Annotated in this window: 25 protein-coding genes and 1 riboswitch; of the genes, 14 read left to right on the top strand and 11 right to left on the bottom strand. The window is 34.7% G+C overall.

Annotated features, from left to right (window positions below; genetic code table 11):
- Window positions 1–230: 230 nt before the first annotated feature.
- Complete coding sequence (locus C1A40_RS01060; RefSeq protein WP_102994274.1) at window positions 231–1,010, top strand: carboxypeptidase-like regulatory domain-containing protein; 780 nt, start codon at window positions 231–233, stop codon at window positions 1,008–1,010.
- A gap of 191 nt (window positions 1,011–1,201) precedes the next feature.
- On the opposite strand, the gene C1A40_RS01065 is transcribed toward C1A40_RS01060, so the two are convergent.
- Window positions 1,202–1,858 (bottom strand): TrmH family RNA methyltransferase, encoded by a 657-nt coding sequence (locus tag C1A40_RS01065; RefSeq protein WP_102994275.1) that lies wholly within the window; start codon window positions 1,856–1,858, stop codon window positions 1,202–1,204.
- Window positions 1,859–1,980: 122 nt separating this feature from the next.
- Here C1A40_RS01065 and C1A40_RS01070 point away from each other — a divergent pair, with 122 nt between their 5' ends.
- The 3 genes from C1A40_RS01070 to C1A40_RS01080 all read left to right on the top strand — a co-directional run bounded on the left by C1A40_RS01070 (window position 1,981) and on the right by C1A40_RS01080 (window position 4,612).
- A complete protein-coding gene (locus C1A40_RS01070; RefSeq protein ID WP_102994276.1) occupies window positions 1,981–2,655 on the top strand; it encodes an SIR2 family NAD-dependent protein deacylase in 675 nt (224 codons plus the stop codon).
- 126 nt (window positions 2,656–2,781) lie between these two features.
- A complete protein-coding gene (locus C1A40_RS01075) occupies window positions 2,782–3,540 on the top strand; it encodes a formylglycine-generating enzyme family protein (RefSeq protein WP_102994277.1) in 759 nt (252 codons plus the stop codon).
- A gap of 157 nt (window positions 3,541–3,697) precedes the next feature.
- Window positions 3,698–4,612 carry a polysaccharide lyase family 7 protein gene (locus tag C1A40_RS01080; protein ID WP_102994278.1) on the top strand — a complete coding sequence of 305 codons (915 nt, stop codon included), beginning with the start codon at window positions 3,698–3,700 and terminating at the stop codon, window positions 4,610–4,612.
- 384 nt (window positions 4,613–4,996) lie between these two features.
- Here C1A40_RS01080 and C1A40_RS01085 read toward each other — a convergent pair whose 3' ends face one another.
- The 3 genes from C1A40_RS01085 to C1A40_RS01095 all read right to left on the bottom strand — a co-directional run bounded on the left by C1A40_RS01085 (window position 4,997) and on the right by C1A40_RS01095 (window position 7,332).
- Window positions 4,997–6,229, bottom strand: a complete 1,233-nt coding sequence (locus C1A40_RS01085) for a glycosyltransferase family 4 protein (RefSeq protein WP_102994279.1) — start codon at window positions 6,227–6,229, stop codon at window positions 4,997–4,999.
- A gap of 232 nt (window positions 6,230–6,461) precedes the next feature.
- A complete protein-coding gene (locus C1A40_RS01090; protein WP_102994280.1) occupies window positions 6,462–6,776 on the bottom strand; it encodes a hypothetical protein in 315 nt (104 codons plus the stop codon).
- A gap of 82 nt (window positions 6,777–6,858) precedes the next feature.
- Window positions 6,859–7,332: a heme-binding domain-containing protein gene (locus tag C1A40_RS01095; protein ID WP_102994281.1), complete on the bottom strand. Its 474-nt coding sequence runs from the start codon at window positions 7,330–7,332 to the stop codon at window positions 6,859–6,861.
- Window positions 7,333–7,370: 38 nt separating this feature from the next.
- On the opposite strand from C1A40_RS01095, the gene C1A40_RS01100 reads away from it, so the two are divergent.
- The 5 genes from C1A40_RS01100 to C1A40_RS01120 all read left to right on the top strand — a co-directional run bounded on the left by C1A40_RS01100 (window position 7,371) and on the right by C1A40_RS01120 (window position 10,578).
- Window positions 7,371–7,934: an adenylosuccinate lyase gene (locus tag C1A40_RS01100; RefSeq protein ID WP_102994282.1), complete on the top strand. Its 564-nt coding sequence runs from the start codon at window positions 7,371–7,373 to the stop codon at window positions 7,932–7,934.
- A gap of 259 nt (window positions 7,935–8,193) precedes the next feature.
- Entirely contained in the window at window positions 8,194–8,433 is a 240-nt protein-coding gene (locus C1A40_RS01105) for a hypothetical protein (RefSeq protein WP_102994283.1), read from the top strand.
- Window positions 8,434–8,670 (top strand): type II toxin-antitoxin system RelE/ParE family toxin, encoded by a 237-nt coding sequence (locus tag C1A40_RS01110; RefSeq protein ID WP_102994284.1) that lies wholly within the window; start codon window positions 8,434–8,436, stop codon window positions 8,668–8,670.
- Between the two features lie 373 nt (window positions 8,671–9,043).
- Window positions 9,044–10,387 (top strand): adenylosuccinate lyase, encoded by a 1,344-nt coding sequence (gene purB / locus C1A40_RS01115; RefSeq protein WP_102994285.1) that lies wholly within the window; start codon window positions 9,044–9,046, stop codon window positions 10,385–10,387.
- 8 nt (window positions 10,388–10,395) lie between these two features.
- On the top strand, window positions 10,396–10,578 hold the full coding sequence (locus tag C1A40_RS01120) for a hypothetical protein (RefSeq protein WP_102994286.1): 183 nt from the start codon (window positions 10,396–10,398) through the stop codon (window positions 10,576–10,578).
- A 120-nt stretch (window positions 10,579–10,698) separates the two neighbouring features.
- Here the strand turns inward: C1A40_RS01120 and C1A40_RS01125 are convergent, their stop codons facing one another.
- The 4 genes from C1A40_RS01125 to C1A40_RS01140 are packed head-to-tail and all read right to left on the bottom strand — an operon-like array spanning window position 10,699 to window position 12,833.
- Complete coding sequence (locus C1A40_RS01125) at window positions 10,699–11,241, bottom strand: DUF4252 domain-containing protein (protein WP_241910465.1); 543 nt, start codon at window positions 11,239–11,241, stop codon at window positions 10,699–10,701.
- A 17-nt stretch (window positions 11,242–11,258) separates the two neighbouring features.
- Window positions 11,259–11,822: a DUF4252 domain-containing protein gene (locus C1A40_RS01130; protein WP_102997103.1), complete on the bottom strand. Its 564-nt coding sequence runs from the start codon at window positions 11,820–11,822 to the stop codon at window positions 11,259–11,261.
- A gap of 29 nt (window positions 11,823–11,851) precedes the next feature.
- Window positions 11,852–12,337 (bottom strand): hypothetical protein, encoded by a 486-nt coding sequence (locus C1A40_RS01135; protein WP_102994287.1) that lies wholly within the window; start codon window positions 12,335–12,337, stop codon window positions 11,852–11,854.
- Window positions 12,324–12,833, bottom strand: a complete 510-nt coding sequence (locus C1A40_RS01140) for an RNA polymerase sigma factor (RefSeq protein ID WP_102994288.1) — start codon at window positions 12,831–12,833, stop codon at window positions 12,324–12,326. The genes C1A40_RS01135 and C1A40_RS01140 overlap by 14 nt, the downstream gene beginning before the upstream one ends.
- A gap of 321 nt (window positions 12,834–13,154) precedes the next feature.
- On the opposite strand from C1A40_RS01140, the gene C1A40_RS01145 reads away from it, so the two are divergent.
- Genes C1A40_RS01145 through C1A40_RS01155 form a run of 3 tightly spaced genes read left to right on the top strand, consistent with a single transcriptional unit; the run spans window position 13,155 to window position 16,856 of the window.
- Entirely contained in the window at window positions 13,155–14,639 is a 1,485-nt protein-coding gene (locus C1A40_RS01145; protein WP_158651236.1) for a S41 family peptidase, read from the top strand.
- Window positions 14,640–14,653: 14 nt separating this feature from the next.
- The gene (locus tag C1A40_RS01150) at window positions 14,654–16,117 is read left to right on the top strand and encodes a S41 family peptidase (protein ID WP_102994290.1); all 1,464 of its coding nucleotides are present in this window, start codon (window positions 14,654–14,656) and stop codon (window positions 16,115–16,117) included.
- Window positions 16,118–16,127: 10 nt separating this feature from the next.
- Window positions 16,128–16,856, top strand: coding sequence for a Dph6-related ATP pyrophosphatase (locus tag C1A40_RS01155; RefSeq protein ID WP_102994291.1), 729 nt, complete (start codon window positions 16,128–16,130; stop codon window positions 16,854–16,856).
- A 164-nt stretch (window positions 16,857–17,020) separates the two neighbouring features.
- On the opposite strand, the gene C1A40_RS01160 is transcribed toward C1A40_RS01155, so the two are convergent.
- The 3 genes from C1A40_RS01160 to C1A40_RS01170 all read right to left on the bottom strand — a co-directional run bounded on the left by C1A40_RS01160 (window position 17,021) and on the right by C1A40_RS01170 (window position 21,246).
- Window positions 17,021–18,097, bottom strand: a complete 1,077-nt coding sequence (locus C1A40_RS01160) for a YncE family protein (protein ID WP_102994292.1) — start codon at window positions 18,095–18,097, stop codon at window positions 17,021–17,023.
- A 3-nt stretch (window positions 18,098–18,100) separates the two neighbouring features.
- Entirely contained in the window at window positions 18,101–19,972 is a 1,872-nt protein-coding gene (locus C1A40_RS01165) for a TonB-dependent receptor plug domain-containing protein (RefSeq protein WP_102994293.1), read from the bottom strand.
- Window positions 19,973–20,019: 47 nt separating this feature from the next.
- Window positions 20,020–20,278: riboswitch (cobalamin riboswitch) on the bottom strand.
- A 29-nt stretch (window positions 20,279–20,307) separates the two neighbouring features.
- Window positions 20,308–21,246: an ABC transporter substrate-binding protein gene (locus C1A40_RS01170; RefSeq protein ID WP_102994294.1), complete on the bottom strand. Its 939-nt coding sequence runs from the start codon at window positions 21,244–21,246 to the stop codon at window positions 20,308–20,310.
- A gap of 98 nt (window positions 21,247–21,344) precedes the next feature.
- On the opposite strand from C1A40_RS01170, the gene C1A40_RS01175 reads away from it, so the two are divergent.
- Both C1A40_RS01175 and cobT read left to right on the top strand, forming a co-directional pair.
- Entirely contained in the window at window positions 21,345–21,848 is a 504-nt protein-coding gene (locus tag C1A40_RS01175) for a bifunctional adenosylcobinamide kinase/adenosylcobinamide-phosphate guanylyltransferase (RefSeq protein WP_102994295.1), read from the top strand.
- Window positions 21,849–21,854: 6 nt separating this feature from the next.
- Window positions 21,855–22,877: a nicotinate-nucleotide--dimethylbenzimidazole phosphoribosyltransferase gene (gene cobT / locus C1A40_RS01180; RefSeq protein WP_102994296.1), complete on the top strand. Its 1,023-nt coding sequence runs from the start codon at window positions 21,855–21,857 to the stop codon at window positions 22,875–22,877.
- Window positions 22,878–22,887: the final 10 nt, after the last annotated feature.

Raw genomic sequence — 22,887 nt, forward strand, 5'->3', positions numbered from 1 at the left:
TAGGCTATAGGCTTTAAGATGTAGGCAAAACACCATACCATGTCACATTGAGCTTGTCGAAATGTATTATTTCAACCATTTTAAATTAAGCTTCGACAAGCTCAGCTTGACATCAAGAAAACCAAATTGTGATTAAACTATTTTGTTAATTTTTAGTCAAAATAAAAAAGATACTTATCTTTCATGCTTATTGTTTATTACTTTTATCCCCTAATCAACTAAAAGGATTTATGAAACGTTACCTCATCTTATTAACTGTATTACTTATTTCTACCGTGGGTTTCTCACAAGAAGAAGCAGACAGGGTTTTGGGTGTGGTTATAAACGCTTCAACCGACAAGCCTTTAGAAAGCGTAAATATTGTTAACCTTAATCAGGTGATTGGAACCACAACCAATAGTAAAGGGGAATTCTCTATTTCTGCAAAAGTAAATGACACGCTTCATTTTTCATATCTAGGTTTTAAATCTATTAAAGTACGTGTTACCAATGACTGGTTAAAATTTGGAAGTTCAAATATCGAATTAACCGAATTGGCCCTAGCTTTAGAGGAAGTGGTTGTAAACCAATTAAAACTTACTGGTTATTTAGAAGTTGACATTGCTCAAGTTCCTGCTGTTAACGACAATTACCGATACAGTATATCTGGACTTGAAGGCACAGGCTACGAAGCCAGTAAAGAATCTGGTCTAACCAAAATGGTAGGATCCTTATTTAATCCTGCCGATTTCTTACACCGTATGTTTGGTAAAAAACCAAATGAGCTTAAGAAATTAAAGAAAATGAAAGAGGATGATGAAATTAGAAACCTCTTAGCTTCACGTTTCGACAGAGAAATGCTTACTGTTTTACTACAAGTAGATCGTGTCGATTTAGACGAAATTGTGAGTCAGTGTAACTACTCCAAAGGGTTTATTCAAACCGCAAACGACCTACAAATTCTTGATGCCATTAGCGAATGCTACGAAGAGTACAAGGTGCTTAGCCGTGGTAGAAATCGTAAAATCTAGGATTTTTATTGTTTAATTGCTGATGTGTTTAACTGTGTAAGCGGTTAAATACTAGGCGCTTGTGCGTTTTCGCCTAAGGCTTTAAGCTCTATGCAAGTTACTTTCAGCGATTATAAGCTTAAAAACTAACATTGTCATACTGAGCTCGTCGAAGTGTCATTGTTCCCTTTTAACTTTGCTACTTTGAAACTTTACAACTTTTCATAAAACCGAGCCACAATATCATCATAACTCTTCAAAGTCTTCTTACACCAATCCAAACGCTTCTCATTAATCTCATCTTCAGCGAGTTGCCAATGGATATCACTACGTCTTAATTTTGTGGTGACATGCTGTAAAATAATAGCTGCCGACACCGAAATATTCAAACTTTCGGTAAAGCCCACCATAGGGATTTTTAGAAAACAATCGGCTTCATCTAAAACTTCTTGAGATAAGCCTTCTGTTTCTCTTCCGAAGAAAAAACAAGATTTTTTAGTCACATCGAAATCATGCAATTCACAATCGTTGGTATGTGGTGTTGTGGCAACAATTTGATAGCCTTTTTGTTTCAAATCACTAATACAACTTTTCACATGGTGATACCGATTTAAATCCACCCATTTTTGGGCACCCATAGCGATTTCTCGATCAATGCGTTTTGAATTGCGCTCTTCAACAATATTCACCTCTTGAATGCCAAAAACATCGCAACTTCGTATCACAGCACTTGTATTGTGCAGTTGATACACATCTTCTGTGGCTACAGTGAAATGTTTTGTGCGCTGTGGCAGTACGGTATCAAAACGTTGTTTTCGGTTTTCGGTGAGGTAAGCTTCTAGGTGTTCTAAGAGTTTTAAGTCTATCATGATGCAAAATTAATAAACTTCTTAAAAATTAAAGGAACTATCCAACACTGATGTTTTCTTAATTCTAACATTAAGCCCGCCTCATTTTTTCACGATGCCATAAAAAATAATACCTTTATAACATGAAACATTTAGTAGTACTTACAGGAGCTGGCGTTAGCGCCGAAAGCGGTATAAACACTTTTAGGGATGCCAATGGTTTATGGGAAGGCCATGATGTTATGGAAGTTGCCACCCCAGAAGGTTTTGCTGCCAACCCTGAATTGGTGCTCAATTTTTACAATCAGCGACGCAAACAATTGTTTGAGGTTGAACCCAACCAAGCACATTTTGATTTGGCTGAGTTAGAGAAAGATTTCAAAGTGAGCATTATCACTCAGAATGTAGACGATTTACACGAACGTGCTGGCAGCAGCAACGTGATTCACCTACATGGCGAGTTACGAAAAGCAAAAAGCTGCTTTGATGAAAACGATATCATGACATGGGAAAAAGATATTCTTTTAGGTGATCTTTGCAAAAAAGGCCATCAATTACGTCCGCATATCGTGTGGTTCGGAGAAGCCGTTCCTATGATGGACAAAGCCATTGACATTTGTGAAACCGCCGATATTTTAATGATTATTGGTACGTCCATGCAAGTTTACCCTGCTGCAGGGCTAAAAGATTATATTCCTGAAAACACCCCTGTCTATTTTATAGACCCTAAGCCTCATGTTAAAAATCATAAAAATTTGATTGTAATACCTGAAAAAGCTACAATTGGAGTGAAAAAAATAATTAAAATTCTTACATAACGTATATAATATTAAAAACAGATTTTGGAATTATTAACATTTAAATATTATATTTGGTAATTCTAAGATAGCTATATGTAAGATATTTACTAAAGACTGTTAAAAAATCATTTGAAAACAAACATAATGAAGACAATAATTTCAACTCTAATCTTAACCATAACTTTCTTACATTCAACAGCTCAAAACATTCCAGAATTTATAGAAGTTACTGGAGGAACATTTACTATGGGGAATAAAGACGGAGCTAAAGGAAGTGATGAAGTTCCAACTCATAAAATAACTTTATCTGATTTTAGTATTGGAAAAACAGAAATAACTGTAGCACAATACCGCTACTATTGTAATGAAACAGGAGTAGAAATGCCTAAAGAACCAAACTGGGGATGGAACGATAATTCTCCAATAATAAATGTATCTTGGGATGAAGCTGTAAATTACTGTGATTGGCTTAGCGAAAAATTAAAAGGCAAAATAACATTACCTACAGAAGCTCAATGGGAATATGCTGCTCGTGGTGGTAATAAGAGCAAAGGATATAATTACTCTGGTGGTAATAAAATGAAAAACGTAGGATGGTTTATTGAAAACAGTAACGATAAAACACAACCTGTAGCTACAAAAAAGCCTAATGAATTAGGAATATATGACATGAGTGGAAACGTATGGGAATGGTGCTTAGATTGGTATAAAAAAGAATATTATGCAAAAAGTACAACCATAGATCCTTTAAACATAATAAGTGCTGACTACAAAGTATTACGTGGAGGAAGCTGGTATAACGATGCTTCTTATTGTCACGTTGCTAACCGTAGTAGCAACGAACCTAAATACAGACACGGATACAACCTTACTGGTTTCCGCGTAGTTTCTATCAAACTATAATACAACAGCAATTAAAACTTTTTCTTCTTTTTCTCTGTTACTTGGTACTGTAGTATTTATACTTATTGGTTGTGCAAATACAACTAATAAAACAATAAGTAAAGAAACCTCTAAAAAAAGAACTCCCATCATTTATCCTAATGATGTTATCCCTTTCATGGATCAATGGAAAATTCTTTTAGGTAATGGTGTGCATACTGATGAACTTGTTCGTTTTAAACATAAAGATTTTTTTTACGTAGCAAATGACGAAAAAGCAAATTGGGTAGTTTATAAAACACCTAACTCTGGTGTAACATCTAGAACCTCAAGTAACACAAGAACCGAATTAGGTCAGAAAGCGCATTGGACTCCAGAAACAGGAGGCAAACTTACAGGAACTTTAAAAGTGATGCATGTTTCTACAAGTGGAGATGCACGTGTAGCGGCTTCATTTTCGACTGTAGTAGGACAAATTCATAGTGATGAAGGGCACGAGAATGAACCTATAAAAATATTCTACAAGAAATTCCCTGGCCACACGAAAGGGTCTGTTTTTTGGAACTATGAAATCAATACAAAGGGTGATAACTCAAAGCGATGGGATTATTCTACCGCGGTTTGGGGTTACGACATGTCGATTGTTGGTGAAACCCCAACCACCTTCCCCGAAGAACCAAAGGACGGTATTGCTTTAGGGGAAACCTTTACATACGAAATCAACGTTTATCAAGGCATCATGTATTTAACCTTTACAAGCGAAGGCCATGAAACGGTGAAATTCACTAAGGATTTAACAAAATCAGATTTTGCTACAAAAGCCGATATTCCTGAACAAATATGGACTTTATACGCTAGTATTGGTCGTGATGGTGTCGAGCGTGAAACGGCTTACTCAAACGAAATACAATATTTTAAACAAGGAGCTTACAACCAATCGAATGGTAAAAACCCGGAAGACAATATGGTTTGGAGCACAGGATCCGATCATTATAATGGTGATATCGCGAAACAATATCAAAACGGTGCTTATACCGAAGTGTGGTTTAAAGAAACAACTGTAGGTCCTGGCACCCCTCCAGATAAGGAATAAACAAGATTTGCATATAATCTACCAAGAGCTCATATTCAACATAAACTATTAAAAATCAACGATTTTAGAATTAATATTTATACGAAGGCTTTTATGGCCTATCGAAAATTTATCGTGAAATTTGAAGTGAAAACACCGTGAAATTTCAGGCTGTTTGAGCTAAACGAACTTTCAAACTTACCACTGATTTTTATTGCGAGTTCCTGAAATTTAGGTGTCGAACGAAAAATTTAGATAAAGGTTCGTAAGCCTAGATTTTTTTGATTCGTTTTTTCATCAATAAAATCGACATAGGAGATTCACGAACTCATTCATTTAAAATAATACGAGTGAACTAAAAAAATGAATACATACATTTTTAATAAATAAAAAGGATAAGGATTATTAAGCATTTTTTGCTTCAATCCACTTACTCATAAACTTGGTGCTTTGCATGGTATGATGTTGTAACATCTGTCCGGTAAAATTATGCAAGCGTTTGTCGTGAAGGTGTATTAATGTGTTTTCTAAAACTTCAAAAAACTGGTTAACGTGTTGCTGCTTATTAAACCGTTCATTGATTACCGGAAAACCATGGCGTTGTTTTTCAGTCCAAAGTGTTTCATTTTCATAGAGTTGAACAGCTTTATCTACAAACGCCTGAACTTCATCTGCTATAAAACCATTGTATTCAAAATCACCAAACATGCCTTCCGCAGCAATGCTAGACATCACACAAGGCGTACCATTTTGCATGGCATCAATGAGTTTCCCTTTTAAGCCAGCACCAAAACGTAAAGGCGCCAAACACACTTTGGCTTTTTGCATGACCTCATGAACGTCTTCAGCAAAACCCTTTATGAAAAAGCCCTGTTTTTCGTTATGCAATTGGGTCACTTTTTGAGAAGCATAAGCCCCGTAAATATGAAGTTCGGCTTGTGGTAGTTGTTTTTTTATAAGCGGCCAAATAGTTTCCTTTAAATACAAAACGCCGTTATAATTGGGTTCATGTAAAAAGTTACCAATGGTTATAAAATGGTCGCGGTTTTCGAATTTTGGTAGTTTTTTTATCGCTTCCGCGGAAATTGGCTCTAATAAAAATGGCAGATAAACTAAGAGTGAGTCATCAACCTTAAACCGATTCTTCAGAATATCCATCTCCACTTCCGAAATCATTAAACTCAAATCGCACCTGTAAATACTAGCAATTTCTCGTTTCGCCACATCGTTAAATAAATAGGACGTATCAAAAACCTGTTTATCCTTAAAAGCTTGTTGACGCCCCTTTCTTAAGCAATGTAAATCTTCAGTATCTAATAACTTAATGGCATTCGGACAATTTTCAGTCACCCGCCATCCAAATTGCTCCTCCATCATAAAGCGATCGAATAAGACCACATCCGGATTTAAATCGGCTATAAATTCATCAAAACTTGAATTATTAAGGGCTATAGCCACTTGTGAAACACCGATACCATCTAAATTAAACGCGTTATCACTTTTAGCACATGGACTTGCAAAAGTGATGCTATAATCCGCTTTTTGAAAAGCCTCAATAAGCTGCATCATCCTACTACCAGCCGCAGAACTTTTAGGTTCTGGCCATACGAATCCGATGATGAGTAGTTGTTTGGACAATTGGTTATTGACTATTGACTATTGACTATTGACTATTGACTATTGACTATTGACTAAAAATTTGGCAAACACAATATAAATACCAAACAAAAGGTGAAGAAAGAAAAAACAACTTACTAACAAAAAATGTCGTTATCCTATAAAAAGAAACACTGTTCACTTTTCATTATTAACTATTACATGTTAATTATTCATTATTCACTTTTCATTATTAATTATTAACTATAATCAATTATTCTACTGATTTTAAAAACTCTTGCGGCACATCCAATAGCTCTTGATAACACCAACTGTTTGGACAGTCATCATTTAATTCTGAATGTTCCGCAATCCTTATTGAGATTGTCCCATTACCTTGTTTTGTTCCTTTATACACTTCTCCAATTTGAAAATTCCGCTGAGCTATTCCTACGAAACCACCAACAGTTACTGTAGTAGAATATTCCTTTACAAACTCATATTCGGATGGTCTACTTTCATCATCTGAACTACAAGAAAAAAATGTTATTGCAAGAAGGAAAAGGCATATCTGTTTAAAATATTTCATAACTCAATTTCTTACTAGATATTTAATTTCAAGTTTGGTTGCGTTAAATTACAAACAACCATTAACTGTTAATTATTAACTATTATTCCGCTTTCGGCTCTAAACCATATTTAATACGAACCACTTTAGCCCAGTTAATTACTGATGCTATTTGTGCGTCGCTAAGTTTAGCTTCAGAATGGGTCCATGTGTAAGAAGGTAAAGGCATTTCTTTTTCTTCAACCATTTCTATAAGCTCCTCAAATTTGTGGTCTTTACGCTTTGTTGAATTATCCACCCAATCAGAAAAATTAAAATGTTTTTTTCCGTCTTTAACATGACTTGCCAACCAATAATTTACAGGCGTGATGTTGTTATACCAAGGGTAACGGGTTACATCACTATGACAATCGTAGCAAGTTTCTTCCAAAATACGTTTTACATCTGCTGGCGGATTGGTCTCTGCTAAAAAAGGTTCTATAGATTTTAAATCACCTTCATTTTTTTCAGGCCCAAAAAACTGAGCGATAACAAATAATACCAATAAGGCTAACAGGATCTTTTTTAATATCTTCATTTTTGATTAATTTTAGGCCTTAAAAATAAGAAAAGCATTTGACTACCTCTCAACTTTACGAGGAATTAAATAAGGTAAACCACTCCAAGGAAAAGCGTTTACACTATGCCCATTTAATTTTAGCCAACCCCGAACTGGTACCAAAACTCTTAGAAGTACTTTTTGTGGTTGACGACAAAATCTCACCTAAAGCAGGTTGGGTATTGGAGGCTGTGTGCAGATTAAGTTTAGAGCCGCTTCTGCCCTACTTGAATCTATTTACAGAAAATATTCATAAAGTACATATCGACTCAGCGGTGCGTCCGGTGGCGAAAATATGCGAACTTATAGCCTTGAGTTATACGGGGAAAGAACCGCATACCGTTAAAACAGCATTAACAGCAACCCACAAAGAACGGATTATAGAAACCTGTTTTGACTACATGATTAACGACGAAAAAGTAGCCTCTAAAGCCTATGGCATGACAACACTTTTTTTGCTAGGCAAAGAATACGATTGGGTACACCCCGAATTAAAAATCATTTTAGTTCGTGATTTTGCTAGTCAAAGTGCTGCTTTTAAAGCGCGTGCTCGTCATATTTTGAAAAAGCTAAAGCACTAAATATCAACACCCCACAGTTAACAATTATTAAGAGACCATTTTTATATAAGCCCATTTTCTAAAGATAAACCACATGATGTTCAAGGTTAGATTTTAGTCTTTTTACTGCAATTGTTGTATCTTTATTCCTGTTTATGTCAGAGTTTCTCTGAAAAACATAAATGCTGTCAGATTGAGCTTGTTGATATATTTTCAACTTACTGATAAACATTATTGACTTTTCAGTCAGCATTAGATATTAATTGCAATCGTTATTGTTATGGAAGCATTCGAATTAAGAGAAAAGTGGAAGAAATCTATTAAAACGGTCGATGATCGTTTTTTACAGTTGGTTGATGCTTTATATGAAGGCTACATTAAAAATGAAACTGTAGCTTATCACCCTGACGGCTCCCCTATGTCTCGTCATGACTACAAAAAAGCCTTAGACATCGCTGAATTGCAAATAACTAAAGGCGATTATATCTCTGCAGAAGAATTTGAACAAGAAGACCTTTAAATGCTAGATAAGGTTAGCAAAGTTGCTTGGACACGTCAAGCAAGAGAATCCCTCACTGAAATTTTAGATTATCGCTATAAAAATCTGCCATCGGCAAGAAGTATTTTGAGAAAAGCTATAATAGATGCTTCAAAGCAAATAGTATTTTCAAAGCAATACCAAAAAGATGACATTTTCCCTGAATATCGAAGGATTGTGGTTAGAGATTATAAAATTCTCTATAAAGAAGTCAAATGAGTTGCTTATATTTTAAACGTCGTTTGCACCAAAGCTAGCTCTGATAATTTAAACAATATTGAAGAATAAAACATTGTAACTACAATCATAATTGTTCATCATTACCAACCTAATTTCTCATAAAAGCTTATTTTAAATCACATTCCTAAGGTTCAAAGTTTTTCCTGCTTGACTTCTTAAAAAACAATAATTAATTAATTCTATTTTGCATTTACGCAGATTCAAGTCTTTAGTCTTATGCCTTTTAGTGAAACGGTCTTTTCATCTTAAGTCACAAGCTTTATTTTAAAACAACAATCAAAAACTTAAGCTTCTCATATTCTGTATTCGCGTTAAAAAACCTATCTTTGCGACTTCTTAAAATCAAAAATTTATGTCACTATCAGCATTAAATGCCATCTCACCAATTGATGGTCGTTATAGAAGTAAAGTTAGCGAATTAGCGCCTTATTTTTCGGAGGAAGCTTTAATCAAATACCGCGTTTTAGTAGAAATAGAATACTTTATTGCACTTTGCGAAATTCCGTTACCACAATTAAAATCGGTTGATGCTTCGCTTTTTGATAGTTTACGAGCGATTTACAAAGATTTTTCTTCGGAAGATGCCCTTGCCATAAAAAAAATTGAAAGTGTTACCAACCACGATGTTAAAGCAGTTGAATATTTCATTAAAGAAAAATTTGACGCCTTAGGATTGTCTGAATACAAAGAGTTTATTCACTTTGGTTTAACCTCTCAAGATATTAACAATACCGCTATTCCGTTAAGTATTAAGGAAGCTATAAACGATGTTTATATTCCAGAATACACGACGGTTGTAGATAAATTAAAAGAATTATCGAAAGATTGGTCTGCCATTTCTATGTTAGCTAGAACGCATGGTCAGCCAGCATCTCCAACACGTTTAGGGAAAGAAATTGAAGTTTTTGTAGTGCGTTTAGAAGCACAATTTGAGGTTTTAAAAACCATTCCTAACGCCGCTAAATTTGGTGGTGCTACAGGTAATTTTAACGCGCATCATGTGGCTTATCCAAATAATGACTGGAAAGCTTTTGGAAGTCATTTTGTTGAAGAAAAACTAGGTTTACACCACTCGTTTCCAACAACTCAAATTGAGCATTACGATTTTATGGCCGCTTTATTTGATGCCTTAAAACGTATTAACACGATTATTATCGATTTGAATAGAGATATCTGGACATACGTATCTAATGATTATTTCAAGCAAAAAATTAAAGCTGGAGAAGTAGGAAGCTCGGCGATGCCACATAAAGTAAATCCTATCGATTTTGAAAACTCTGAAGGTAACTTAGGTATTGCAAACGCCGTATTTGAACACCTTGCAGCTAAATTACCTATTTCTAGATTACAACGTGATTTAACCGACAGTACCGTTTTACGAAATGTAGGTGTGCCTTTCGGACATACACTTATTGGTTTTAAATCGACTTTAAAAGGATTGAATAAATTACTTTTAAATGAAGGTAAATTTGCTGAAGATTTAGAAAATAACTGGGCTGTGGTTGCTGAAGCTATTCAAACGATTTTACGTCGTGAGGCTTATCCGAATCCATATGAAGCTTTAAAAGGGTTAACAAGAACAAACTCCAAAATAAATCAAGAGTCCATTTCTAGTTTTATTGATACTTTAGAGGTGTCTGACACAATAAAAGCTGAATTAAAACGTATTACTCCTAGTAACTATACTGGAATTTAATAATATTTATGTTAAGCGATAAACAATCATTAGGGTTAACCATGTTGATGGTAGCTGGAATTTTTTCATTCGGAATTCTAGACATCCTAGATAATTTTATTGTTTTAACTATAATGACACTTATTTTTTCTGCCGTTGTGATTAACATCATTTACATGAAAACAAAATCACGACGCAAACAGAAGAAGTAATTTCAGCTTGTCATAAAATAAAAAAGCTGTCTAAAAGTAGCATCTTGTTAAACACAGATCGCCATACTTTTAGACAGCTTTTTTAGTATAAAGCATCTAGCTTATAGCCTATAACATTGATTACCTAAAAAAATCACCAATTTTTTGAAACTGCGTTTCATCGATATTCGCGTTTTTCATAGCTTCAACCAAACTAATCATTTTTTTGGGCGTCATATCATGACCTAAAACCCGTACTACGGCGAAACCTCTTTCTTTGGCATATCCAAACAAGATAAACTCATCGGCTTCATCATTTTCACCCAGATACTTTACGGAAAGATGTTTGCCTTTATCGCTTAAGTCGATCAACTCATTGTATTTTTCGTTACTTAAAATGGTTTTAACCTTAGCGAGCTCCGTTTCGTAAACCGACTGATTTTCTGGATCTACTTTAAAACCTAAAAAGTTTAGTTTTTGAACAGATTGATAAGCCTCTTGCTGCTTTTCGGTGAAATTGGATTGATCAACCTCGATCATCGATAAAGGAAAATCCTGCGACACAAAACCTTTAGCTTCTTGATGCTCTACAAAATAGCGCTGTAAACTTTCACTATTATTACAGCTCGTAAATAAAACCGCAATTAAAAGCAAAGGCATGATGTTTCTGAATATGTTTTTCATGGTCATGGTATTTACAATTATTTTTTCTTTTCTAAATGTTTCCCTGCAGGTATATTCATTTTATCGGTAAGCTTAGATATTTGCTTTAAATCGATATCACCTGTAAGCGAAACCACTACAGTTTCAATATCTCGGTTTTCACCATTAACTTCTACTCCTTGATTCTTAAGCACTTTATCCACGCCATTTACAAAAATTAGAAGCTCTTTAACATGGTCTGAATCTTTACCTTCCTTAACATAGAATTTAACATCGGTACCTTCGTCCTTTACTTCCATGAGTTCTTCTAAACTGTTTGATCTTGAAGACACCCATTTAGAGATATCACTAGCAATTCCTTTATTAGCTGTTACAATGGTTTTAAAACTGGTGATACTTTTAACCATATCCATGTATGCTTCGGCCTCGGGGTCATCGACGTTAATACCCATTTTTGCAATCATCTGAAACATTTTTGGCTTAATTGAAACATAGGTCACCTCTGTATTATCGCTATATTTTTCAAAAATATCGCTCTGCGCCCATCCTGATAATGGCCATAACACTACCGCAAGTAGCAGTACTAAAAATTTATTTTTCATAGTTTTTGTATTTATGTGATTTGAAGTTTTCATTTTTTCTCTTTTTTAAATATTATTTGTGTGGCATTTTCCATTTCATTCAGATAATTTAAAGTTGAAGCCCCTTTATTGACTTCATCTAAATAACCTACTGTTGAGGCGCCTTGATTAAACTTTGTTGAAATCATTTCTAAGGACTTTGACACTTCCATGAAGGCCAACTCAGGATCGTTAATAGTGCCTAAATCTTGATTTTCAGTTCGATTCCCCAGATAAAAACCTAAAAGCAATACTACCGTAGCAGCAACAGCTGTTAGCCATTTATAAGGCATAGCTGGAGCCTTTTTTAAAGGCAAGGCTTTGTTAAAAGTTTCCTGCTGTTTTACCGAAAAATAGGTGAAAAGTGATTTATAACCCTCCAAATGTTCGGGAACTTCAGATTCGGAAAAATAACGTTTCAACTCCTGCTCTTCAGCTATAGAGGTTTCGCCATTTTCATATTTTTCTATTAACTTTTCTATATTATTTAATACCATAATTATGCGTATTAGTCAGTTTTTCTCTAATTGTTTTTCTTGCTCTCGATAAAGCCACACGTATTGCTGTGGGGTTCATATCCAGTATTTTAGAAATTTCATCAAAATCGTATGCTTCAATATCCCGTAGCTGAACGATTAAACGTTGTTGCTCTGGTAGTTGTTCCATAATTTTTTCAACCCATTGCAGACTATCATTCAACTCCACTTGCTTTTGAACCCCAACCTGCTTGTCTTCGTAATTGCTATGCACAATTTTTAGATTTTGCGACTGCTTCGATTTCAACTTATCATAACAATAATTTTTAGTCATCGTCATCGAAAAAGCCTCAACATTTTTATACGTTGGGATTTTAGCCTTATTATTCCATAATTTGATAAGAACTTCTTGAGTGGCATCTTCGGCTTCTTCGGTAGAAACCAATAAGCGTTTTGCTAATCGAAACAGCTTATCCTTAAACGGTGATACTAGTTCTAAGAATTCTTTTTGGTTCATTTTGGATTTTCGTTATCAACAAATAGCTTTTTTCATGCTATCTGTAATTACGACGAACAAACATTCGTTTTGTTACATGAAAAAAAAGTCGTGCTAAAATATATGATAACCTAAACAATAAGTAACACTATTATAGGTTTCATTTAAATAGCCTTTTTTTTTGTATTTTACCACATTATTTTAAGCGACTACGTTATTATATTTTTTATTCCTCTTTTTTGTGTTTAATTTAGCCTTTATTAACGAACTACCCAATTTGCAAATTTTATGAAAATCTTGAAACACTTACCCCACCTGTTCATATTTATTGTATGCTTTAATTTGTCACTTACTAGTTGCTCTAAAGAAGACACCCCTCCTACTCCCGAGCCAGAACAAGAAATTCCTACTGAAGAAGAAAAAGAAGGTCCTGTAGTTTTAAAAAATGAAGTTAATGACTTTATTTGGCTAGGTTTGAATGAAGTTTATTTATGGCAGAACGAGGTTCCGTATTTAGCAGATAATAAATTTAGTAATACCGACGATTATTACGCCTTCTTAAATACTTATGATAGTCCAGAAAATTTATTTGAAAGCCTACTTTATCAAAGAGGAGAGGTTGACCGATTTAGCTTTTTAGTTAATGATTATATTGCTTTAGAAAACTCCTTTCAAGGGACTACCTTAAGTAATGGTTTGGATTTCGGACTCGTACGCATAGGGAATACTAACGATGTTTTAGGGTATGTGAGGTATGTAGCCAATGGATCGGATTCTTCAACAAAAGACATTAAAAGAGGTGAGTTTTTTATGACTGTTGATAGTCAACAACTCACTGTTTCTAACTACTACGACCTATTGTTTGGAAATAACAGCAGTTACACCCTTGGAATGGCTACGATAAGTAATAGCCAAATTGAATTAACCAATAAAAACGTCACTTTAACGAAAACAAATTTCACAGAAAACCCTATTCATATTAATAAAGTTATTGAACTTAACGGTACTAAAGTAGGCTATTTAATGTATAATAGTTTTATTGCTAATTTTGATTCAGAATTAAACAATAGCATTGCCGAATTAAAATCTCAAGGGATTACAGAATTGGTTTTAGATTTAAGATATAACCCAGGAGGTCGTGTGAGTTCAGCCCTAGCATTATGTTCCATGATTACGGGACAATTTGAAAACGACATAATTATTACCGAACAATGGAACCCAAAATACCAAACATATTTTGAACAGGTAGATCCAGATTTTTTAATTAACCGTTTTCCTAATGCACTTACAGACGGTAGTCCAATAACTTCATTAAACCTAAATAAAGTTTATGTACTTACTACTGGAGGGTCGGCATCTGCCAGTGAACTTATTTTAAATGGATTAGACCCATACATCGATGTTGTACAAATAGGTGCAAACACAGCTGGTAAATATACCGCATCGATTACATTATATGATGCGCCAGATTTTAGCAGAGGTAATGCAAATCCCAACCACACCTACGCTATGCAACCTCTTGTATATAAGTCTTCAAATATAAATGGAGTCTCTGATTACGATAACGGATTAGCCCCAGATCATATCATAACGTACCAAACCAATTCAGGTGTAAGTTATGAAGGTGAAAACATCCAAAATTTAGGTGTTCTTGGGGAAGATACAGATCCGTTTTTAGCCAAAGCGCTTTCTTTAATTAGTGGAACCACCACAAAATCATACGAAAAACTTAAAGCGATTAAAGGGATTCAAGTGGAGCATATTGCAGAGAGCAATGACTTCAAACCTTTAGGAAAAGGCATGTATACCACATTAAAAACCAAGTAACACACACATAATATATGAAGCAAATAAAAGGCTTTCTAATTTTATTTATAGTCGCCCTTATAACGGTAAGTTGTTTTGAAGATTTAGATGATCAACCTATTACCACAAATGACATAAACGATTTTATTTGGAGCGGCATGAATCTCTTTTATTTGTACAAAGATGATGTTCCAGATTTAGCCAACAACCGATTTGCAAATCAAGAAGCTTACAGTAATTATCTAAATGGATTTTCTAGACCTGAATCTCTTTTTGAAAGCTTAATTTATGAACGACCAACCATAGATCGTTTTAGCTGGATTGTAGATGATTTTATTGCTTTAGAAGAGTCCTTTAAAGGGGTGAGTATTACCAATGGTATGGAATTTCAGTTGTATCGCTTTTCAAGTGGCAATTCAGCACTTTTTGGACTGGTAACTTACGTGCTTCCTAATACCCATGCCCAAAATCAAGGGATTACCCGAGGTGATATTTTTTATGCTGTTGATGGCACCAGTCTTAATATCGACAACTATACACAGCTTTTAAGTCAGTCAAGTTACACCATAGATCTTGGTGAATATAACACTAATGATACAGACGACACCTCGGATGATAGCATTACCCCGATAAACAAAAGCATCGCACTAACGAAGGCCCAGTATGATGAAAATCCTATTTATATTCATGAGGTTTTGGAACACAACCAGAAAAAAATAGCTTACTTAATGTATAATGCCTTTACAGGAACAGAAGCTTATAATCAGGCCTTAAATCGAACTTTTGGTGATTTTAAAAATGCAGCTGTAACCGATTTAGTTTTAGATTTACGCTACAATTCGGGTGGCTCTGTAAATAGCGCCATTTTACTTGCCAGCTTGATTACAGGACAATTTAATGGCGACATTTTCTGTACCGAGCAGTGGAATTCTGAAATCCAAGCTACTTTAGAGCAGGAAGCCCCAGAACAACTTATCAACCGTTTTGTAAACAGTCTTAACGGCGCTTCACTTAATAGTTTAAACCTTTCTAAGGTGTATGTGCTTACCACTGGTAGAAGTGCTTCGGCAAGTGAATTGGTGATAAATGGTTTAAAACCATACATCCAAGTCATTCAAATAGGAACAACAACAGCAGGGAAATATCAAGCATCCACTACGCTATATGACTCTTCAGATTTTGGTCGACAAGGAGCAAATCCCAGTCATACCTATGCCATGCAACCTTTGATATACAAATCCTTAAACGCAGATGGTGAAACCGATTATTTTAACGGCCTTGCCCCTGCTTTAGAATTGGGGGAACAGGTAAATAATATGGGGGTTTTAGGCGATGTTAACGAACCCTTACTAGCTGCTGCCCTATCCACAATCACAGGAACAGCTAAAAAAGGAACGTTTAAAACCTATCCGCTTGAAATAATTAATAGCAGTAACGCTTTTAAAACCATTCAACCAGGTATGCATGTGAATAAACCATTGTCTTCTATACTCAAATAAATTTTAAATTTTGAATACACATAAAACCTATTTCAATTGGAGCTCTGGAAAAGACTCGGCTTTAGCATTATATCATTTATTACAAGATAAAAATTATACGGTTGATGCCTTAATCACTACCGTAAACAGCCATTACAACCGTGTATCGATGCACGGACTACGCAAAGAATTACTTAAAGCTCAAACCGATGCCATAAACATTCCGGCGCGCCTCATAGAATTACCTGAAATGCCAAGCATGGAAGTATATGAAGCCAAAATGTTAGACATGGTTACGCAGTTAAAAAATGACGGCTTTACACATAGTGCTTTTGGGGATATTTTTTTAGAAGATTTACGTGTTTACCGCGAAAACCAATTGGCTAAACAAGGGTTTAAAGCTGTTTTTCCTATTTGGAAACGCGATACCAAAGCCCTTTTAAATGAGTTTTTAGATTTAGGTTTTAAAACCATTATTGTTTGTGCCAACTCTAAATATTTTGGTGAGGATTTTGTTGGTACCGTTATCGACAAAGACTTTATAGATAATCTCCCTGAAGGGGTTGACCCTTGCGGGGAAAATGGCGAGTTTCATACCTTTTGCTTCGAAGGACCAATTTTTAATAAACCAATACCCTTTACCATTGGTGAAAAAGTATTACGAGAATATAACCGACCTAAAACAGATGATGACGATGATAACATCTGCAAAAGTGATTCGGAAAAATATGGTGTTTGGTATTGTGATTTGATTCCATAAAAAAGAGGCTTTCTTAGAAGTCGATTTTACGTCAATCTGAATTTATTTCAGATTCTCATAACCATTGAATTTCAATATCAGGAGATTCTGTATCGCGTACAGAATGACGTTTGTTTTAACTTTTAAGAAAACCTCTAATTAGTAAGGTTTACACCTAAATGATATTAATTAAAATATATTTTAGAAGCTCCTAAAGCCACGCTTACTGTTTCTATTTTAGCTTGAGTTCCTAAATCGTAAACATGTAATTCACTTAAATCTGAAAAATTAGCATCAAGCAAATAAATATTATCATTTTCTACTTCTAATCCATATAAATAGCCTTGAGATTCCACAATTGATGTCGTAGATAGAGAACCAGCGTTTTCATCAATAGTATACACTTTTCCATTTGAAGCATAATAAATATCACCATTATTAACAACCATTAATGAAGGATGTTCACCTTCTGCGAAAACGATCTCTGAATCTACTTCTAATGAGCTTGTATTAATAGTAGAAATACTTCCTTCAGTGTTACCAATCACATTCCAGTCGGCATCATAAATGGTTCTTCCTTCAGATAAAACAACTAAATTACCTGCACTGTTAAACTCTAATTCATCAGGATTATCTTTTACAGTAATCTCTTGAAGGTTTTCAGTTGCTATATCAATAACTGAAACAATATTATTAGTAGTATATGCACCTTTATGAGACACAAATAACTTCCCGCCTTTTGCAATAATTCTTTCAGGTCCATTACCAACACTAATAGTACCTTCAACAGCGTAAGTACTTAAATCGACTACAGCCACAAAATCGTCAGTATCATCCGAAGTAGATCCCCAGTTCGTTACATAACCTTTGTTTCCAACAATAGTCATAAATCTAGGCGCCGATAAACCTTCTGTAATTTCACCTTCATATTCAAAAGTATATCGGTCCACTACTGTAATGGTATTGGTATTATCTACAACTATAAACGCTTTAGAATCATTAAAAGCTATAGATTGCAAAAAAGTTCCTAGTTCAAGATCGTTGTTATTTTTCTTAAAAATTAAATTTTCAGAAAACGATAAATCTTCTGAAACAAAAGACACAGAACCGGTTCCAGCTCCGCTACCTTCACCGCTAATTAAAATACCATTTTCGTATGCTCCTTTTGGTAAGTTGTCACTCCCATCATCGTCGTTAGAACATGAATTAAAAAGTAAAACACTAAAAATAAAAAGTGCTGATAATAATTTATTGATTTTCATAATTTAAAAAATATAGTTTATATTAAAATTAAAGTTTCTATTTGGCATCGGGCGTCTTGGCTGGGTTACATAGTATTTATTAAATACATTATTTACCTTAATCCCCATTTTTAATTGCTGATTTTGAGTATTTAAAAGCTTAAAATCTATACCTGTATTAGCAACAAAGTAATGAGGTATTACAAAATCTTCAGAATTACTTGCTGTAGTATACACTTTACCATTAAACAACTGCTGATAAAAAAAGCTGAATCTTTCGTAGTTGTAGCCTAAATTTCCATTAAATAAATTCTTTGGCACAAATATGACCTGAAGATCGGTGGCACCATCAATGGCAAGGGTGTAATTATAATTGGCATTTAATACTAATTGATGCTTATTAAGATTCTTTTTATAAGACATAACGACCTCAAGCCCTTTATTAGTGACTTCCGATAAGTTTATGGGCACCCAAACGCCTGGTCTATTTGCATCGCCATTAGGCGTCCAAATTATTTTATCTTTTGCCTGGATATAGAAGGCACCAACATCTATTGAAAACTGGTTGTTTTTATACCCCACTCCCACTTCTGATTGCAAAGCACTTTCGGGAATTAAATCTAGGTTCCCTTGACCTGGCCAATATAAATCGTTGTAAGTGGGCACTCTATAATTTTTAGACCCATTGGCTCTAATAAAAAAATGATTTAATGGTTTTACTTTTAATCCTAAAGCATAAGTAAACGGCACTTGATAATCGGAGTTAAAGTCCTTTCTAATTTTAGCATCAAAATATAGGATTCGGTTGATATGCTGGTCGTAAATAAAAGACTGAGAAAACTGTTTTCTGTTTCGCTCTGTTATTTGATCTGTTTTTCCAAAAGCAGATTCATATTCAGAATAAGAAGATACGGTTGCATGCCACTTGGGTAAACGATAACTCACATTATAATTTAACAAATACCGATCTGATAACCCAAAATTGAAGGTCTCAGAAGCTTTATCATCAAAATACCTATATTCTTGAAATAAGTAAGCCAATTTGGCTTCATGGCTTAACCTTTTATTGTCAAAAGTGTATACCAATAAATTCCTGTAATTAATATCTTGATACTTATCATTAGCAGACGTCGGATTTGGTAATTCTCCCGAAAACAAACGCTCTCCAAAATAGTTTGAACTATAAAAATTTAGTTTAGAAAACTTCGTTAGCAAGAAAGAACCACTAACATTAAAACCCAAGTTTTCGTATGCGCCATTCGTGTTTTTATAATCTGTACCTAATAACGGATAATCATTTTCCGATTGATTATAGGATAGTCCTGCGTTTATAGTCCATTTAGAATTTGAAATTTTTAATTTATACAAGCCGTTATAAGTATCATAACTCCCCAATGAAGCTATAAACTGATTGCTGACAAACTCATCATTTGAAAATTTCAAATTATCGTTCAAATGAATCGTACCACCTATGGCTCCAGAACCATATTCTAAACTTCCACCGCCACTTCGTATATCAATGGCATCAAATAAACTAACCGTTAAAGAATTAAACCCTGTTTGCCCATTGTTAATGGAGTTAATATTAATACCATTCCAAATAACAGCAGTGTTGGAAGCGCTAGTACCCCTAAAACTAGCCGTACTGGTTCCTCCTGCCCCATATTCTTTGATGTATAATGGAGAATTAAAACGCAACAAAGCGCTAAAGGATTCTAAATTATTTACAATTATGGAATCGTTTAATGTTTCAACTTTATAACCTGCTGAATGATTTGTTAATTTTCTATCTGATACGATAACGACCTCACCTAAACGATTAACCAGGCTATCGTTTTGAGCAACACCATGAAAACAGACAAAAAACAATAATGTTTTAAAAAAGATTTTTTTCATAATAACTAAACCTTTATCCCGAAAGTTTTATTTTTTTGTTATGAAAATGGCAGGTCTCCTGACTTGCGTCTCCGTGTTGGTCTTCCCAAAGTTATCATAGCGAAGCAAATTATATTTGCTTTGGCAATCTCTTACCTCAGTGACATTAAAGTGTAACACGAATCTCTTTTAAAGAGATACCCAATTAAATTGGGTACTAAGCTTACAGTTGCGGGAACAGTTCTGGATTTTAACCAGATTCCCTTTTAATCGATAATGATAGTAGTCTTATTCATTGTGAAGCATACTAAATTTGCTATCGAACCAAAATTCGCTGCAAATGTATAGTATTTTATTTATAATTTGGATACTAATAGATCCTTATAATTATAAAATTTTGAATTGAGTTCTGGTGATGTTTTATAGTAGTCTGGATGAATCATTTTTGCTAAACTTTCAATACCATTTACCAAAGTACTCGCCGAAGGTTGTGTAAACATATCAAAGTCTGCAATGTATACTTGATTATTTTGAACGGCTCTTAAACTGTTCCATTCTGGCATTTCTTCCAAAAACTTCATGTCTTCTAATGTTCTTGCTACCGTATAGCCACATGGAGCGATAACCAAAACTTCAGGATTATATTTTACAATTTTATCCCAAGGGATAACAATACTATCTCCTGATGGATGTGACATCATATCAATACCTCCGGCATAAGCAATTTGATGAGGAATCCAGTGCCCGCAATTAAATAAAGGGTCTATCCACTCTAACAGCAAAACACTTTTAGGTTGCAATCTATTTTTTCTTTGAATATCAATAACGTCATCTATGCGCTGCATTAAGGCATCAACATGCGCTCTACCTATTTTTTCTTGGCCAAGTACTTTTGCTATAGTTAAAACAGAATCAAAAACATCATCTAAAGACTGTGGTGTAATAGCAATAATTTCTGGTGTTTTTTCCAACATTGAAACTGCAGCGGCAGTACATTCGGTATCTATTTGGCATACTTCACAAACATCTTGGGTAAAAATGACATCGGGTAAAATCTGCTCTAACTTTTCTTGATCGACATAGTATAAACTTTCACCTTTATTTTTACTATTCGAAAATAACGTATCGATTTCCTTACTCGTATAATTTTTACCTTCCAAAACACATCTTACAACAGGTGTCTTTTCATTTAAAGCTTGGGCAGGGCATTCGAAGGTTATTCCCTCCAACATATCTTGGAGTCCCATGTCATAAATCATTTGAGTTACTGCAGGTAAAAAAGAAGAAACAATCATAATTTTCAAATATTAAAAAACAAAAATACATACTTTTAATATAGCTTTCCTGTTTAAGAAATGTTTTTAACCTTTGCTACTTAACATCAGATCGAATTATGATTTACTACATCACAGGAGGCGAACGTTCAGGTAAAAGCAGTTACGCCCAAAACTTGGCTTTATCCTTTTCTAACAGTCCAAAATATATTGCAACGTCACGAATTTGGGACGGTGATCACAGAAAACGCATAGAGCGACATCAAGCCGATCGTGATGAGCGCTGGACTTCCATTGAAGAGGAAAAAGATGTTTCTAATCACATCAACCCAAAAGATGTTGTTGTTATAGACTGCGTAACCTTATGGCTTACCAATTATTTTATCGATACAAAAAATGATATTGAAAAAGCTTTAGAATTGGCTAAAGTAGAATTCAACAAACTTTTAGATTTGGATGCTACCATCATCATCATTTCCAATGAAATTGGTATGGGCGTGCATGCTCAAACCGAAATTGGTCGCAAATTCACCGAATTGCAAGGTTGGATGAATCAGCATATAGCCAAAAACTCCGATAAAGCCACTGTAATGATTTCAGGAATACCACTAACGCTAAAATAATTAATCATGGTTAAAACCGATTTACAACAAGCCCTTCAACACAAAATAGACACTAAAACAAAACCGCTTGGTGCCTTAGGAAAATTAGAAAATCTAGCCTTTAAAATAGGCTGTATTCAAAATACTGAAACCCCAAAAATCACGAATCCAACCATCGTTGTTTTTGCTGGAGACCATGGTATTGCTGCCAAAGGTGAAGTGAATCCTTTTCCGCAGGAAGTAACGGCACAAATGGTTTATAATTTTGTAAACGGCGGTGCAGCAATCAATGTTTTTAGTAAAACAAACGACATCGATTTAAAAGTTGTTGATGCTGGCGTTAATCATACGTTTGATAGCGAAACAGGTATTATTGACGCCAAGATTGATTTTGGTACTAAGAATTACCAAAATGAGCCAGCCATGACATTGGAACAGTGTGAAGAAGCGTTTAAAAAGGCTGAAACCATTGTTGAGAACCTTCATAAAAATGGTTGTAACACCATAGGTTTTGGTGAAATGGGTATTAGTAATACCTCATCGGCAGCCTTGTTAATGAGTTACTTCACAAAAACCCCAATTAAAGATTGTGTGGGCTCTGGTACTAGTTTAGACACCCAAGGTATCTCAAAAAAAGCTAAAATTCTTGAAAGCGTTTTTCAAAAATATACCCCGCAATCCCCTAAAGAAGCTTTAGCAACTTTCGGCGGATTTGAAATCGCCATGATTTGTGCGGCTATTATAAAAGCCAGCGCATTAAACATGGTTGTAGTTATTGATGGCTTTATTGTAACCTCAGCACTTTTAGTAGCTAAAGCCATAAACCCCGAGGTGATTGATCATGCTGTTTTTGCCCATAACTCCAATGAGCAAGGCCATAAAACCATGTTAGCGTTTTTAAAGGCTGAACCTCTTTTAGACCTAGGTTTGCGATTAGGAGAAGGTACCGGAGCAGCTCTAGCTATTCCGCTTTTAAGAGCTTCTGTAGATTTTTTAAACAACATGGCCAGCTTTGAAAGCGCTGGCGTTAGTGGCGAATCTGAAAATTAAAATCACGAAG

This window comes from Tamlana carrageenivorans, from assembly GCF_002893765.1.
Lineage (GTDB): Bacteria > Bacteroidota > Bacteroidia > Flavobacteriales > Flavobacteriaceae > Pseudotamlana > Pseudotamlana carrageenivorans.